This window comes from Runella rosea, assembly GCF_003325355.1.
GTDB classification, from domain to species: Bacteria; Bacteroidota; Bacteroidia; order Cytophagales; family Spirosomataceae; genus Runella; species Runella rosea.
Genome location: NZ_CP030850.1, coordinates 4,322,031 through 4,337,050, shown reverse-complemented (window position 1 = coordinate 4,337,050; position 15,020 = coordinate 4,322,031). Strand labels below are relative to the sequence as shown.

Below are 15,020 nucleotides of genomic sequence, written 5' to 3'. Positions count from 1 at the left end.
AATTTCATAAACGAGTATTTAGTATTCTCTCATCATGACACAACCACTCAAAATCTATAATTCTCTCGCCCGCCAAAAAGAACTTTTTCAACCACTTAGCCCCCCTCACGTAGGGCTGTATGTGTGCGGGCCAACGGTTTATAATTACGTCCACTTGGGCAATGTTCGTACGTTTCTGACTTTCGATATTCTTTTTCGGTACCTGACGCACATTGGTTACAAGGTCCGTTATGTGCGCAACATCACGGATGTGGGTCACCTAGTAGGCGACGGCGACGAAGGTGAAGATAAAATCGGGCGGATGGCCAAACTAGAAAAGCTGGAGCCGATGGAAATTGTGCAGCGCTACACCAACGATTTTCATCAGGTGCTGGAGCAACTTAATTTCCGCACTCCCAGCATTGAACCCACCGCTACTGGTCATTTAATTGAACAAATAGAAGCCGTCAAAGACTTGATTGACAAAGGACTGGCTTATGAATCCAATGGTTCGGTCTATTTTGACATCAATCAATACAACGCAAACGGCAATAATTACGGAAAACTATCTGGCCGGGTATTGGAAGACCTTTTGACCGAAACCCGCGAGCTGGAAGGTACTTCTGAGAAACGAAATCCGCTGGATTTTGCCATTTGGAAGAAAGCCGCCCCCGAGCACATCATGCAGTGGGAATCTCCTTGGGGCAAAGGCTTTCCAGGCTGGCATTTAGAATGTACCTGCATGAGTACCAAATACTTAGGAAAGCAATTTGACATTCACGGCGGTGGTATGGACTTGAAATTTCCGCACCACGAATGCGAAATTGCGCAGGGAACAGGATTGAACGGAACAGAGCCAGTACGCTATTGGATGCACTCCAATATGCTGACGGTCAACGGACAAAAAATGTCAAAATCATTAGGCAATTCGTTTTTGCCCGTCGAGTTGTTTTCTGGCAATCATCCGTTGCTTGAACAGGCCTACAGCCCCATGACGTCTCGATTCTTTATGCTCCAGAGTCAATACCGAAGCACGCTTGACTTCTCAAACGACGCGCTGAAAGGTTCTCAAAAAGCGTACAAACGAATCATCAATGGGCTGAAAGCCATCAAAGCGTTGACCTACATCCCCGCAGAGGTCGAAAGTTCTTCCAATGAAGCAGGCTTGAAGGTTTCAACCCCTGGTGTTACGATTGATGAAAAGAAAGTAGTCGACATTCAGAAAACCGTGCAGGCGTTTTATGATGCCATGAACGACGACCTCAACACCGCCGTCGCCATTGCGCAGTTGTTTAACCTTTTAAAATACGTTAACATGATTTATCTCAACCAGTTAAATCCTGCGGCGTTGGGGGAAGAAGGATTTGCCCTATTGAAAGAAAAATACATCACTTTTACTGAAGAAATTCTGGGTCTGAAGGAAGAAATCACGGAAAGCAACGCCGTATTGAGCGGAATGCTTGATTTATATCGCGAATACAAGTCGGCCCAGCAATACGACAAAGTTGACCAAATTCGTTCTTATTTCAAGGCGCAAAATTTAGTAATTCGGGACATGAAACACCGGATTGACTGGGCGTACGAAGAATAATTTTAACCAATACGATATTCATTGTATTATTTCATCAAGATGTTTTATGGAGAAGCGTCGTTCATACATTAGTTATATTTTATTGGCAGTTTTCGTGCTAGCGGGAGCTTTATATCTTTTAAGGCCCCTGCTGGTTTCCAACAGTAGCGCCTCGGTTTCGGTCGAAACTGAGGCGCCCGCTTCTTCGTCAGCGGCACCCACGGCCCCAGCGAGCGGTATTGTGAAAGAGGGTGAAGTAACGTTTTTAAAAGGCGGTAAAACATTCCGAAAGATTGACGTTGAAATCGCCGAAAATGACGCCGATCGCCAAAAAGGACTGATGTTCCGACCCTATCTTTCCGATTCGGTGGGAATGCTATTTGTTTTTGAAGAACCGACCCCGCAAAGTTTTTGGATGAAAAACACCATGATTTCGTTGGACATCATCTACGTTGACCAAAACAAAAAAATTGTTTCTATCCAGAAAAAGGCTAAACCCTATTCTGAAGAAAGCCTCCCCTCCTTTGGTGACGCACAATACGTGGTAGAAGTAAACGGCGGTTACTGTGATAAATACGGCATTCAGGTGGGCGACACTATCGTTTTTTAGGACTTCTTTCATTTTGGAACAATAGTTGTAAAGGATTAAGATAAAGAACCTTACATGAAGTGGTGGATAACGTGCGGGCTATTGTTGATATGGAATGCGGGGGCATGGGCCAATCACATTATTGGGGGAGATATAGCACTTACTAAACAAAATGGTTCCACTACAAGCTACCTCATTACCTTAACCCTGATTTACGACGGCGTACTGGGTAGTACTAACGACAAAGCCTTTGTTTCGTCTTTTCGCAAAAGTACCAACGCTCGCATCGAAGATTTTACGCTGAACCGCGCTGCACTGGAGGAAATCCCCTATACCAACGCTCGCTGCGTTCCCAATCCTCGCGAATCTCGCATTACGTTGGCTCGCTACACGGCCACCGTTTCTTTTCCATCGACTACCTACAACGATGCAGAAGGCTATTATTTTTCGTGGGAAGAATGCTGCCGCAACGGCGAAATTGTCAATATTCAAACCCCAAATAGAGTAGGCTTGACCTTCTATGCTGAAATTCCGCTCAACGGCATTTCAAACGGTTTGCCTCAATTCAAAACTCCCGAAGTCAAATATGTGTGCGTAGGAAAAAATTTCGAAGCTGATTTTGGGGCAACGACTTCATCAGGAAATGAACTACGTTACAGCATTGTCACGCCCCTCATTGGCTCCACCGACCAAGGCGGTACCTTTCCCGATAAATCCAAAGCAGGCCCTTACAACCGGGCAGTTTGGAGCGCTGGTTTTGACAGCACGAAAGCCATTCCTGGCGTTAATCCTTTAAAAATTGACTCAAAAACAGGAAAAATAACGCTTAATGCATCTCAAATTGGCTTTTTTGCATTTGCGGTTCGTTGCGAAGAATGGCGGCAAAACGTAAAAATAGGGGAAATACGGCGCGAATTTGTGTTTAACGTTGTCGATTGTATTTCTTCAGTACCTTCACCCGTCTTTATTGAAATCTTAACGGCATCGCCTTCGGCTACCTATCAATCCTCCGTAGGCAATATCTCATCGGTAGAAATGTGTCAAGGCGATTCTGTAGTGCTGAAAGCCAACGATGAAAGCCCGCAATGGGCGTATCAATGGATGAAAGACGACCAACCCATTGCCAATGCCAACCAATCTTATTTGGGCATTTATCAGCCTGGCAATTATAGCCTTATCAAACGTTTTGCTGAAAGCTGCGAAACGGAGGAGTCCACCTCAAACTTCACCCGCGTCAACGTAAAAAACGCCAGCACGGTCCGGATTTCTTCCAGTCGCCCGTTGCCGCTGTGCTCCAACGACAGTACCAATCTGAGCATTGATTTACCCTCAAATGCCAGCATCAGGTGGCAACAAAACGGGGTCACAACCGATAATTCAGGGCAGGTTTTTGCCAACGTAAAACAACCAGGAATTTACAGTGTGTTTGTAACCGAAAAAACGACCAAATGCGTAAGTAAAGACAGTGTAGTCATAAAGCTTATTTCGGCCCCAATGGCCACGCTGACGATTGACGGTACGCCTATTTTCTGCGCCAACGATTCCATAAAACTCATTACGCCTCGCAACAACGCGTACGATTATGCGTGGTATCAGGAAGATACCCCGTTGTTTGCTTCGTTCGGAAACGTGTTTTCGCCAACGCAAACTGGGCGGTATTCAGTAGCCGTGTCTGATACTGTCACTAAATGTACCACCCGCTCTGTTTCGGTCAATGTCATCGTAAAACCCTCCCCTACGGTCACCCTTGCCCCCATTCAAGCATTGTGTACCTCTGCTTTACAGGCAGTTACCTTGGAAGGTTCACCCGCAGGAGGCACCTTTAGCGGACAGGGTGTGGTAGGAAACCGATTCGTAACGCAGGACCTATCGGCGGGTACATATCCGATTACCTACACCTACACCAACGAACAGGGGTGTTCGGGAAAAGATACTAAACCTGCTTACATCGCCCCGCCTCCGCGCATAGAAGTACCCAGAAAACTGGTAGTTGTACGCGGTGACAGCATTCAAATCAAAACCACGGTGCCCCTCAAGGCAACCGCCGCGTGGTTTCCAAGCATTGGGCTCAACAATTCCGCCGCCACAAGCCCAACTGTGAGCCCCGACCGAACCACTACCTATACCGTAACCGTGACCACTTTGGAGGGGTGCACCGTAAAGGGTGAAGTGCTCATTACAGTTATTGACCTGACAATTCCCAACGGCTTTACACCAAACAACGACGGGACCAACGATACTTGGGAAATTGCGGGTATCCGAGATTTTCCCAATTGCACCATTGAAATTTTCAACCGTTGGGGAAACTTAGTTTTTAGTAATAAAGGCTACGAAACCCCTTGGGACGGCCGCTGGAACGGCGACTTTGTACCCGTCGGAACCTACTATTATCACATCTACCTGCGCGAAGTGGAGTATAAATTGACGGGAAGTTTGAACGTGATTCGGTAATATTGTTGTAAAATCGCACCAACAAACCCCTTCATATTCCATGCAAACTCTTTTACGGCCATTCGTTCTGGCTTTTCTAGTGGCACAAACCGCTTTTGCCCAATCTCCCAACCTTGATTATACCCAATATGTCAACCCACTGATGGGGACCGATTCTCGGCACGAACTTTCGGCTGGCAATACCTATCCCGCCATCGCCACGCCGTGGGGTATGAATTTTTGGTGCCCCCAAACGGGCAAAAACGGCGATGGATGGATGTACATGTACACCGCCAACAAAATCCGTGGCTTCAAACAAACCCACCAGCCCAGCCCTTGGATTAATGACTACGGGATGTTTTCGATTATGCCCGTGACGGGCAAATTGAAATTTACGGAAGATGAACGCCAAAGCTGGTTTTCGCACAAAGCCGAGGTGGTAAAGCCGCATTATTACAGCGTTTATCTTGCCGACCACGACACGCAGGTTGAAATCGCACCCACCGAGCGCGCCGCGCAATTTCGACTGACGTTCCCCAAAACCGACAGCGCGTTTGTGGTCATTGATGCCTTTGCCAAAGGCTCCTACATTAAAATCATTCCCGAACAACAAAAAATAATTGGTTATAGCACCCAAAACAGCGGCGGTGTTCCGCTTAATTTTCGCAATTATTTTGAATTGCACTTCGACAAACCCTTTACTTATAACGCCACTTGGTCAGGCAAAAAACTATCTAAGGGAAATCTTGAACAAAAAGACGAGCACGTAGGAGCTGTGATTGGTTTCAAAACCAAAAAAGGTGAAGTGGTTCACATCAAAGTAGCTTCTTCTTTTATCAGCGCCGAGCAGGCTGCCCTGAACCTTTCGCGGGAATTAGGGAATGATTCCTTCACCGCCACGATGCAAAAAGGCCAAAAAGCTTGGAATCAGGAATTGGGTCGATTGGCGGTAGAAGGTGGCACCGACGCCCAACTCCGCACCTTTTATTCTTGCTTGTATCGTGCGTTGTTGTTTCCCCGCAAGTTTTATGAGTACGACGCCCAAAACAAAGTTGTCCACTACAGTCCTTACAACGGACAAGTATTGCCCGGATACATGTTCACCGACAATGGTTTTTGGGACACCTTCCGCTCGGCGATTCCGTTTTTCACGTTAATGTACCCCACGCTCAATAGCCAAATCATGGAAGGATTGGTGAATGCGTACAAAGAGAGCGGATTTTTGCCAGAATGGGCCAGCCCAGGTCACCGCGACTGTATGATTGGCTCCAACTCCGCATCGTTGATTGCTGATTCGTACATTAAAGGTATTCGCGGGTATGACATCAACACACTATACGAAGCCATTCTGAAAAATACCGAAAATGCAGGGCCCGTCAACTCCGTTGGGCGCTTTGGTCACGAATATTACAACGAGCTCGGCTACGTGCCCTACGACGTCAAAATCAACGAAAATGCGGCCCGTACGCTCGAATATGCCTATGCAGATTTTTGTATTTGGGAATTGGCCAAAGCGCTGAAACGTCCCGAAAGCGAAATTGCGCTCTTTGCCAAACGCAACCAAAACTACCGCAACCTGTTTGACCCCGAGACCAAGCTCATGCGTGGAAAAAACAAAGCGGGCGATTTTCAGAAACCATTTAATCCCTTCAAATGGGGCGATGCCTTTACGGAAGGAAACAGCTGGCACTATACTTGGTCAGTTTTCCACGACATCAACGGACTTTCCAACCTCATGGGCGGCAAGGCGGCCTTCGCGCAAAAACTCGACAGCGTGTTTGTTTTACCACCCGTATACGACGAGTCATACTATGGATTTGTGATTCACGAAATTCGCGAGATGCAAATCATGAACATGGGTCAGTACGCCCACGGCAACCAGCCGATTCAGCACATGCCGTATCTGTACAACTACGCCGGACAGCCGTGGAAATCGCAGTATTGGATTCGTCAGATCATGGACAAACTCTATCAACCCACCCCTGATGGCTATTGCGGCGACGAAGACAACGGCCAAACCTCCGCGTGGTATGTATTCAGCGCCCTAGGTTTTTATCCCGTTTGCCCAGGCACCACGCAGTACGTGATTGGAAGCCCATTGTTCAAGCGCATGACCATGACCTTTGAAAACGGCAAAAAGCTCACCATCAACGCTCCCAACAACGGCGCGCAACAAGTGTATGTAGACCAAGTAACCCTCAACGGCAAGCCGCACAACCTGAACTACTTAGAGCACCACACGCTCCAACAGGGTGGCACATTGGACTTTAAGATGTCGGCGCAGCCCAACCAAACGCGCGGCACACAGGCAAGCAGTTTTCCATATTCGTTTTCGGGGAAGTAAGGGGATAAATATTATTGCTCCGTTGGTGGAAAAACACCATCAACGGAGTAACTTTTAGATTAGAACTCTCTATAAAAGGGGGCAGAAGCATTTTTCCAACCTTTCTTCTTTCTAAAACGTCTTTGTTATAAACCATCCTCAAAGGCCATGAAAAGTGCAATTGTTGTTTTATTCCTCCTGCTCATCACCGGTGCCTGTACCAAAGAAGATATACCGAGCGATACGCCTGCCTGTATCAAAGAGAAGATCGAGCAAATGAAAAAAGATGCGGTGACCAATCCGCCAAGAGAAGTGTGGCAGTACACATTTAATAATCAAACCGTCTACTATATTCCACCGATGTGCTGTGACGTATTTAGTGAACTTTACGATGCCCAATGCAACCTCATCTGCCATCCCGACGGAGGTATTACTGGAATGGGCGACGGTAAATGTCCTGACTTTTTTGAAAAGCGGAAAAATGAGAAGCTTATTTGGCGCGATGACAGAAAATAAACTATCGTATAAACAGCTTCCTGACTAAAATTACAAATATTCCGAAGACACTATACCACGCAAAGAAAGGCAATATCATCTCTGGCAGCCCCAAGCAAAGAAGCACGCAGATAACCAACAGCTGAAAGCCTAAGCCTAGCAACGAAATAAGACTCATAAACCATTGAGGAAAGGCCCGAACGAAAAGGGCTTGCTTGTCCAAATAAAGGACCGCAAGATCAAAAATGATATAAAAACTCAAAAAAATAGCGTGTAAAACATTAACGATTTTTTGGCTTTCGTAGTGGTAAGCGATGGGTTTTCGGTATTCGATGATTCGACTGGTTTCTTCGTTGTTCAGCCTTCTTCTCAGAATAACGTAGTAATAGTTGTAAATAGAGCACTGAAATTCAATGCCTAAAAACGCCCACAGCAACAACGAGTTGGAAGCCGCCCCCGTAAGAAACAATGTACTGAAAATGAGGAGATTGATAATAAAATCAAACACTGAATCCAGATAACGACCAATCAGGGAAGGATGTTGGGTGATTCGCGCGATTTCGCCATCTACGGCATCCAGAATGTTTTTTATCATCAAAAACACCGCCGCCCACACCAATTCATTGATGTAGATGCAGTAGGCGCACAAAAGCCCCGCCAACAAAAACACAATCGTAACCTCAACCGCCGTAATTTTTATCCGAGATAAGTGAAAAGCTAGAAAAGTAGCAACGGGACGTCCGTAATCAGAAAAATCAATAAAGCTATCGTCTTTGGAAAGTTTTGGCATTTTAAAATAAGTCGGTTCTCCTCTGTAGTAACTATCAACTAAAACGCCCTTCGGTTGTTCAAATAAGCATCATTCCGTACCCGTTATTTTACCGTTAATACACTTTTATCGTCTTTTTTAAAAGCAAGCCATCAACAAACAAATCACTGTTTCATAACTTACTTCTTCAAAAACATACGTACCCTATGCTTTGCTTTTTCGGTCTTGGCGGCCAGGAATTAATTTTCATATTTCTCATTTTGGGGCTAACCATTATTCCTCAAATGATCGCTATCGTACACATCGTACGTAGTACATTAGAAAATACCTTAAAACTGATTTGGGTGTTGGTTACCCTTTTTATTCCTTTTGGGTGGCTGGTTTACTTTTTGGCGGGAAGGCCCAAAGTATAGAAACTACGCATATTGATACGCCCACCAAATAAGCACCAATTGGAGCGGCAAACGTAAAAGGAGAAGAATTTTGGGGATTCGGTAAAACTTGCTCGACGTAAGCATGTAGACGTTGGCGGGAAAAATAGCAATCAACAATAAGATAATCCCCCAGGCCGATGGTGAACGGGTGGCGGTGAATAACAAACCGATGGCAAAAGCCATCTCCAATACGCCCGAAACCAACACGGCAGCCAGCGGCATTGGCACCCACGGCGGCATCATGCGCAAGTAGATACGGGGCTTGAGCAAATGAACTACTCCCGCCGCAAAATACAACGCCGCCATGAGGTACAACCCAAAGTTATTCATTTTTTTCGCGATTGGCCAATTGCCCACAGGCAGCATCAATGTCTTTTCCACGACTGCGACGTACGTTGACAATCACCCCTTTGCTATCTAAAAAACGAGCGAATTGCTCCAATTTATCCACGCCCGTATTTTTGAAGTCAGCCTCCGCAATGGGGTTATATTCAATGATATTAACCTTGGCAGGCACTTTTTTTGTAAACTCCCACAACTCTTTCGCGTCTTGCAGTGTATCATTGAAATTGTTAAAAACAATGTACTCAAACGTAATCCGGTTTTTGGTTTTACGGTAAAAGTACTGCAATGCTTCTGCCAGATTTTCCAACGAGTTAGACTCGTTGATGGGCATGATTTGGTTGCGCTTTAGGTCGTTGGCCGCGTGCAGCGAGAGCGCCAGATTGAATTTCACTTCATCGTCGCCCAGTTTTTTAATCATTTTGGCAATGCCTGCCGTTGAAACCGTAATCCGCTTGGGCGACATGCCCAAGCCCTCGGGCGAGGTGATTTTTTCAATGGATTCAAGCACGTTGGCGTAGTTGAGCAACGGCTCGCCCATGCCCATGTACACAATATTGGTCAGCGGCACGCTGAAATTTTCTTTCGCTTGCCGGTCTATCGCCACCACTTGGTCGTACATTTCGGCGGCATCTAAGTTGCGCTTCCGGTCCATGTAGCCCGTGGCGCAAAACTTACACGTGAGCGAGCAACCCACTTGGCTAGATACGCAGGCCGTCATGCGGTCGTCGGCGGGAATCAACACGCCTTCAATGAGGTGGCCGTCGTGGAGTTTAAACGCCGATTTAACGGTTCCGTCGTTGCTTTTTTGCGATTTGGCGTTTGAAATAGCCCGAATTTCAAAATGCTCGGACAATAACTCCCGCGTTTTGAGGGAGAGATTGCTCATTTCATCAAAGGAAGTGGCCGATTTTTTCCACAACCATTCTACAATTTGTTTGGCTCGAAAGCCCTGTTCGCCGTGTTGCGTCAACCAATCTTTGAGTTGAGCAACGGTGAGTTTACGAATATCCTGCTTGGAAAGGGAGATTGTTTCTGTCATTAGTAAGAGAAACCTAACGGCTTAAAGGCCTGTCAGGTAATATTTTCAAACACAAAATTACTGATTTACAGGTGGATTACCCAATCTTCAACACAATCTTCCCAAACTGCGTTCCGTTGTCCATGCGTCGCAGCGCCATTTCGGTATCATCAAGCGTAAAAGTCTCATCCAGAATGGGTTGAATTTGTTTTTCTTCGATAAACTGAATCATTGCTTCAAATTCCGCTTCGGTACCCATAGTAGAGCCGTAGATATTAAGTTGTTTAAAGAATACTTTTCCAGGAATAATATCGGTGATGTTACCCGTGGTTCCCCCAAAAAAACAAATGCGTCCACCCGCGGTGGCAACGTCAATCAATTTGGCGAAATGCGGTCCGCCCGCACTGTCGATAATAACATCAAAATAACCACTGCGGTCGCCGCCCGTGTCGGCAATCAAGTTTTTAGCCCAATTTGGGTCTTTGTAGTTCACCCCACCTTTGGCACCTAATGCAATGGCTTTCTCTATTTTTTCATCCGAGCCCGACGTTACCCATACTTCAGCACCCGACGCCACCGCAAATTGCAGCACAAACAGCGCGACGCCCCCACCAATGCCTGTCACCAAGACGCGCTCTCCTGATTTCATACTCGCCCTTGTCATCAACGCCCGCCACGCCGTAAGCCCGCCGAGCGGAATTGCCGCCGCCGCTTCAAAACTCAAATGTTGGGGTTTGGGGTGCAAATACTTGGCTTCTACTTTAAGGTATTCGGCAAAAGTACCGTTGTCGGGCATCCCCAAAATTTTGAAGGATTTGCTATAAAAACGGTCGTCCGGCCCCCAATTGTGCGACGGATTGATGATTACTTCTTGACCTAACCATTCTTCAGAAACCCCTTCCCCAATTTCTGACACCACTCCCGCGCCGTCGGAACCGATGATAACGGGCAGCTTCATACCAGGGTATTTACCTTGCTGTACAAATACATCTCGGTGATTGAGCGCCGCGGCTTTGAGCTGGACAATAACTTCGCCCGGCCCTGCCTGCGGTTTTTCTACTTCCTGAACGGAAACGGGTTGATTGATTTCTTGAATGATTGCAGCCTTCATTGGTTGATTTTTGGTTGAATGATGTACTTTACTAAGTAAAGAGATAAACACAAATTCCTCCTGCTTGGTTGAAACAGTTCCCATTTTTATTGGTAAATTACGTACAAAAAATAACGATGTAACGTTATGATTGAGCCAGAAAATCGTAATGCAATGAAACAAATATGTTTACTTCTACTCTTGCTAATTTCCATGCTATATGCCTGTGCAAGAGGCGAAAAAGCACTCCTAAAGGGTAAATACGACCAAGCATTACGGGTTTCGGCCAATCGCCTAAAGCGACACCCAACTGACACAAAAGCCCAAAAAGTATTTACGGCTGCTCACAAAGAAACTGAGCGCGTATACCAAGGCAACATTCAAAGGTACATAGTCGAAAATCAGCCTTTCAAATGGGAAAGTGTTTTGTACCAGTACCAGCAATTGCAAAAAAATGAAGAGGCACTTACAAAATGTAACGCTTGTCTCTCATTGCTAAATTCACCCCCAAATTCATACGCCGAGATTATTGAAAAAGTAAAAACACTGGCTGCCAGCGAGCGCTATAAAGCAGGCTTAGAAGCTTTTAAACACAAAGACAATCGCGTACTTTCCGAAGAGGCGCTTAACCATTTTTTGAAGGTAAAGCAGCTTTCTCAAAGCTACAAAGATATTGATTACAACCTCATTTCGGCCAAGGAACACGCCGTTTTGCGGGTAGTAATTGAGCCATTAACTGAAGACGAACGCATGTCTGACGCTGAATATGAACACTTACAAAAACAAATGGATGAAGCGTTTTTTGAAAATCGTTCTCCGCACGAATTAGTCCGTTTTCACAATCCAGCCGCTGCCCAAGAAGACAGCCTTCCCTCCCACCACGTACTTCGGATTTATTTTACGGGTCAATCTTGGCTAAGAGAGTCAACTGGCAGTACCGACGTTACCATTGAAAGTAGCACCAAATACAAAGTTGGCACGAAAAAAATCAACGATACCACCGTGGTAGACGTCATGGAGCCCGTCAAAGGCACGCTTACTACAAACTATCGAAAGCGGGAGAAAAATGCAGAACTGGAATATGAAATCATCGACTTGGACAATAATTGCGTGATTCATCGGGATGGATTTCGGGGAAGTGCGGAATGGAAAGAAGAATGGGAAACATTCAGCGGTGACGAACGGGCCTTGAACGGAAAAGTACTAACGTCGTCACCTACCTTGTTTCCAGCTTCCGATTGGGATCTTTTTAAAGACATAAGTCGTTCAGCGGCTAGTCAAATTTATTACCGAATACACCACTTTTACAAAAAACCGTTGCCCGTATATTCCTGCCTACCAAAAAATTCTCGGTGACGAATAATGACTGCTGCTTCCTAGCGTGAGCCCGAGCGTGATTTCGTGCGAGCCTTGCGTTCGAGATTGAAGGGAAGAAAGGACGTACTCGTAGGTGTAGCTGACCGTAAATTTCTGCGCCACCCGCGTGCCGACCCACCCCAAAAATGCATCGCTTTTCCGATAGGCCATGCCAAACCAAAGCTGATTCAGATAACTAAATTTGAAATTCAAATCCCAGGATACGGGTGCTTTGGCCGACTTTTTAAACAGCACTGAGGGCGTAAAATCCCATTCATCGGTGATAGGTAGCCGATAGCCTGCCGTTAGGAAATAATGCGGAACGAGTTGCCCCTGCCAATCGTAACTCGTAGAACGAAATTGTAATTTCCCACCCAATACTTGCTGCACCGCAAAACCCGCAAAAAAGTCGGTGGAATAAACCCACATCCCCGCGTGCAAATCAGGCCGAAATGTATTGACTTTGCCCGCCGACACAACGGGGTCCAAAGGATTGGCCAAGCGAATGCGGTCAAAATCAAGCGTGTGCTGCGTGACGCCCGCTGCAAGACCCGCGCTGACCTGCCAATCGTCGCTCAATGGATAATGATACGCCCCCGAAACATTCATCGAAAACCGCGTCCAAGGGCCCGTTTGGTCACGAATGAGTGAAACACCTGCCCCGCCGTGGGCATCTGGTAAAATCGGCCCTCGCTGACGCCCGTAGCTGAATCGAGGCGAAGCAGGCGCCACTTCAAAATCAGGATTTCCGATGGGTAAATGTGCCGTCATATACAAGGTTCGAGGCGCATCTTCCAAGCCAGCCCATTGCTGCCGATAACTCATTTTGGCATCGGCGTAGTTTTCAATACCCCCAAGGGCTGGATTGAGCAAAAAGTTATTTTGGAGGTATTGGGAGTATTGAGGCAATTGCTGCCCCCAAATAATTGTTGAATAGCAAACCACGGAGATACAGAGATACACAGAGAAAATTTTTGTGAATCTCATCTCTCTTATTTTTTTGTGTAAAAATTCTTTTAAATGGTAACCTTGCCGCATTTATTTTAGTATCAAAACACCCCTCTGTGTCACTCCGTTTCTCTGTGGTTAATCCAAAGTAGTCACCACGCTTTCAGTAGCAAAAATCGCACCCAAAGTAAAAACACCCTAAGAATCAATCAAATTTGTTGCAATCTTAGCTGACAGAATAGCCAGCGGAATGCCGCCACCGGGATGCACACTACCTCCGACAAAGTAAAGGTTTTTAAATTCCCTAGAAAAATTAGCATGACGCAAAAACGCCGCAAATCGGTTGTTTGAGCTGTTGCCATACAAAGCTCCCTGCGAACTTGACGTTTTGGATTCAATGCTCCGTGGATCCAAAATCTCTTCGCATTCGATAAAATCTGCGATGTTTACGCCTAAATTATGCGATATTTTATGGAGTACGTCTTGGCGACTTTGTTCAATCAACGCTTCCCAGTCTTGTCCTTCATTGTTGGGCGCGTTGACCAAAATAAACCAGTTTTCGCCGCCTTCGGGGGCATCATCGGGTCTGTGTTTTGACGTAATATTAATATAAACTGTCGGGTCTGAATACAGCGTTTTTTGTTGGAACAAATGCTCAAATTCGGCGCGATAATCATTCGAAAAAAAGATATTATGCAAGCCCAATTCAGCAAAGCTTTTCTTTATGCCCCAATAAAAAATCAACGCTGAACTTGACTTGGGTTGCCGTAAAATACGTTCGGGCTGTTTAGCTTCGGGCAGTAATTTGCGGAAGGTATTCACCACATCCATGTTTGAAACCACAATATCGTAAGAGTCAGGTGCAGAGGTGCTTACGTCAAAAATGAGTTTTGTAACCCGATTTCCCTGCGTTTCTAGTTTGGTAATTGTTGTGTTATAATGAAACGTTACCCCCAACCCCTCCGCCAATTTGACCAAACTTTCAGTGATACTGACCATTCCTTTTTTGGGAAAGAACGCCCCGATGTTGTATTCCAAATGAGGAATAATATTCATCGTGGCGGGGGTTTGGTAGGGATCTGAGCCGTTGTAAGTAGCATATCGGTTGAAAAGCTGCACCACACGCGGATTTTGGAACCGCCGTTCGTTGGCGCTGTTCATGGTCGTAAAGGCATCCAAACGGTGCATATTGGCGTAGCCTTTGAAGGCATCCCGGTTGAAATAGGTGCTAATTTTGTGCAACGAACGGTGTAGAAACAGTTTTTCAGTGACGTTGTATTTGACTGCGCTATCTTTTAAATGCGCCAAAACATGTGCAGATGGTTCGCCCAATTTTTCTTCTATCTCTTGCGCAAACGCCCGTTGATTGGCGTGGGCGGTAAGACGCACACCGTCATCCCAAAAATAGCGGCAGGCTTCGTCTAAGCGAATATAGTCAAAATACGCTTTCGGATTTTTGCCCGAAATCTCAAACAACTCTTCCACCAAATGAGGTAAAGTAAACAATGATGGGCCTGCATCGAACCGGTAACCTTTGACTTCAAAGCTCGACAATTTGCCACCTGGATAGCTATTGGCTTCAAAAACGTGTACGTCGTAGCCTTTGTTGGCCAAACGAATAGCGGAGGCGATGCCCGCAATGCCCGCGCCGATGATGGCTGCTGTTTTTTTCAT

General features: G+C 46.0%; 13 protein-coding genes. 7 read left to right on the top strand and 6 right to left on the bottom strand.

Annotation, left to right across the window (positions count from 1 at the left end; translation table 11 throughout):
• The first annotated feature begins 34 nt into the window (after window positions 1-34).
• The 5 genes from cysS to DR864_RS18155 all read left to right on the top strand — a co-directional run bounded on the left by cysS (window position 35) and on the right by DR864_RS18155 (window position 7,407).
• The gene (gene cysS, locus DR864_RS18175; RefSeq protein WP_114068297.1) at window positions 35-1,570 is read left to right on the top strand and encodes a cysteine--tRNA ligase; all 1,536 of its coding nucleotides are present in this window, start codon (window positions 35-37) and stop codon (window positions 1,568-1,570) included.
• 46 nt (window positions 1,571-1,616) lie between these two features.
• On the top strand, window positions 1,617-2,159 hold the full coding sequence (locus DR864_RS18170) for a DUF192 domain-containing protein (RefSeq protein ID WP_114068296.1): 543 nt from the start codon (window positions 1,617-1,619) through the stop codon (window positions 2,157-2,159).
• A gap of 54 nt (window positions 2,160-2,213) precedes the next feature.
• Window positions 2,214-4,589 (top strand): T9SS type B sorting domain-containing protein, encoded by a 2,376-nt coding sequence (locus DR864_RS18165; RefSeq protein ID WP_114068295.1) that lies wholly within the window; start codon window positions 2,214-2,216, stop codon window positions 4,587-4,589.
• Between the two features lie 40 nt (window positions 4,590-4,629).
• On the top strand, window positions 4,630-6,912 hold the full coding sequence (locus DR864_RS18160; protein ID WP_114068294.1) for a GH92 family glycosyl hydrolase: 2,283 nt from the start codon (window positions 4,630-4,632) through the stop codon (window positions 6,910-6,912).
• A gap of 147 nt (window positions 6,913-7,059) precedes the next feature.
• The gene (locus tag DR864_RS18155) at window positions 7,060-7,407 is read left to right on the top strand and encodes a DUF6970 domain-containing protein (protein ID WP_114068293.1); all 348 of its coding nucleotides are present in this window, start codon (window positions 7,060-7,062) and stop codon (window positions 7,405-7,407) included.
• 1 nt (window position 7,408) lies between these two features.
• Here the strand turns inward: DR864_RS18155 and DR864_RS18150 are convergent, their stop codons facing one another.
• On the bottom strand, window positions 7,409-8,176 hold the full coding sequence (locus tag DR864_RS18150; protein WP_114068292.1) for a CDP-alcohol phosphatidyltransferase family protein: 768 nt from the start codon (window positions 8,174-8,176) through the stop codon (window positions 7,409-7,411).
• Window positions 8,177-8,439: 263 nt separating this feature from the next.
• On the opposite strand from DR864_RS18150, the gene DR864_RS29875 reads away from it, so the two are divergent.
• Window positions 8,440-8,568, top strand: coding sequence for a PLDc N-terminal domain-containing protein (locus DR864_RS29875; protein ID WP_162793936.1), 129 nt, complete (start codon window positions 8,440-8,442; stop codon window positions 8,566-8,568).
• A 3-nt stretch (window positions 8,569-8,571) separates the two neighbouring features.
• Here DR864_RS29875 and DR864_RS18140 read toward each other — a convergent pair whose 3' ends face one another.
• From DR864_RS18140 to DR864_RS18130, 3 genes are all read right to left on the bottom strand, one after another.
• Window positions 8,572-8,919 carry a DoxX family protein gene (locus tag DR864_RS18140; RefSeq protein ID WP_114068290.1) on the bottom strand — a complete coding sequence of 116 codons (348 nt, stop codon included), beginning with the start codon at window positions 8,917-8,919 and terminating at the stop codon, window positions 8,572-8,574.
• Window positions 8,912-9,973, bottom strand: a complete 1,062-nt coding sequence (gene rlmN / locus DR864_RS18135) for a dual-specificity RNA methyltransferase RlmN (protein WP_114068289.1) — start codon at window positions 9,971-9,973, stop codon at window positions 8,912-8,914. Before rlmN ends, DR864_RS18140 begins: the two co-directional genes overlap by 8 nt.
• A 76-nt stretch (window positions 9,974-10,049) precedes the next feature.
• Entirely contained in the window at window positions 10,050-11,063 is a 1,014-nt protein-coding gene (locus tag DR864_RS18130) for a zinc-binding dehydrogenase (protein WP_114070353.1), read from the bottom strand.
• 153 nt (window positions 11,064-11,216) lie between these two features.
• On the opposite strand from DR864_RS18130, the gene DR864_RS18125 reads away from it, so the two are divergent.
• Window positions 11,217-12,398 (top strand): hypothetical protein, encoded by a 1,182-nt coding sequence (locus tag DR864_RS18125; protein ID WP_162793934.1) that lies wholly within the window; start codon window positions 11,217-11,219, stop codon window positions 12,396-12,398.
• Here the strand turns inward: DR864_RS18125 and DR864_RS18120 are convergent.
• Window positions 12,378-13,385: a PorP/SprF family type IX secretion system membrane protein gene (locus tag DR864_RS18120; protein ID WP_162793932.1), complete on the bottom strand. Its 1,008-nt coding sequence runs from the start codon at window positions 13,383-13,385 to the stop codon at window positions 12,378-12,380. The genes DR864_RS18125 and DR864_RS18120 overlap by 21 nt on opposite strands.
• Window positions 13,386-13,544: 159 nt before the next feature.
• Entirely contained in the window at window positions 13,545-15,020 is a 1,476-nt protein-coding gene (gene crtD / locus DR864_RS18115) for a 1-hydroxycarotenoid 3,4-desaturase CrtD (RefSeq protein ID WP_114068286.1), read from the bottom strand.

What these genes read in the sequence shown, in the direction of transcription:
- cysS (WP_114068297.1), top strand. Translation starts at nt 35, where the DNA reads ATGACACAACCACTCAAAATCTATAATTCTCTCGCCCGCCAAAAAGAA.
- DR864_RS18170 (WP_114068296.1), top strand. Translation starts at nt 1,617, where the DNA reads ATGGAGAAGCGTCGTTCATACATTAGTTATATTTTATTGGCAGTTTTC.
- DR864_RS18165 (WP_114068295.1), top strand. Translation starts at nt 2,214, where the DNA reads ATGAAGTGGTGGATAACGTGCGGGCTATTGTTGATATGGAATGCGGGG.
- DR864_RS18160 (WP_114068294.1), top strand. Translation starts at nt 4,630, where the DNA reads ATGCAAACTCTTTTACGGCCATTCGTTCTGGCTTTTCTAGTGGCACAA.
- DR864_RS18155 (WP_114068293.1), top strand. Translation starts at nt 7,060, where the DNA reads ATGAAAAGTGCAATTGTTGTTTTATTCCTCCTGCTCATCACCGGTGCC.
- DR864_RS18150 (WP_114068292.1), bottom strand. Translation starts at nt 8,176, where the DNA reads ATGCCAAAACTTTCCAAAGACGATAGCTTTATTGATTTTTCTGATTAC.
- DR864_RS29875 (WP_162793936.1), top strand. Translation starts at nt 8,440, where the DNA reads ATGATCGCTATCGTACACATCGTACGTAGTACATTAGAAAATACCTTA.
- DR864_RS18140 (WP_114068290.1), bottom strand. Translation starts at nt 8,919, where the DNA reads ATGAATAACTTTGGGTTGTACCTCATGGCGGCGTTGTATTTTGCGGCG.
- rlmN (WP_114068289.1), bottom strand. Translation starts at nt 9,973, where the DNA reads ATGACAGAAACAATCTCCCTTTCCAAGCAGGATATTCGTAAACTCACC.
- DR864_RS18130 (WP_114070353.1), bottom strand. Translation starts at nt 11,063, where the DNA reads ATGAAGGCTGCAATCATTCAAGAAATCAATCAACCCGTTTCCGTTCAG.
- DR864_RS18125 (WP_162793934.1), top strand. Translation starts at nt 11,217, where the DNA reads ATGAAACAAATATGTTTACTTCTACTCTTGCTAATTTCCATGCTATAT.
- DR864_RS18120 (WP_162793932.1), bottom strand. Translation starts at nt 13,385, where the DNA reads ATGAGATTCACAAAAATTTTCTCTGTGTATCTCTGTATCTCCGTGGTT.
- crtD (WP_114068286.1), bottom strand. Translation starts at nt 15,020, where the DNA reads ATGAAAAAAACAGCAGCCATCATCGGCGCGGGCATTGCGGGCATCGCC.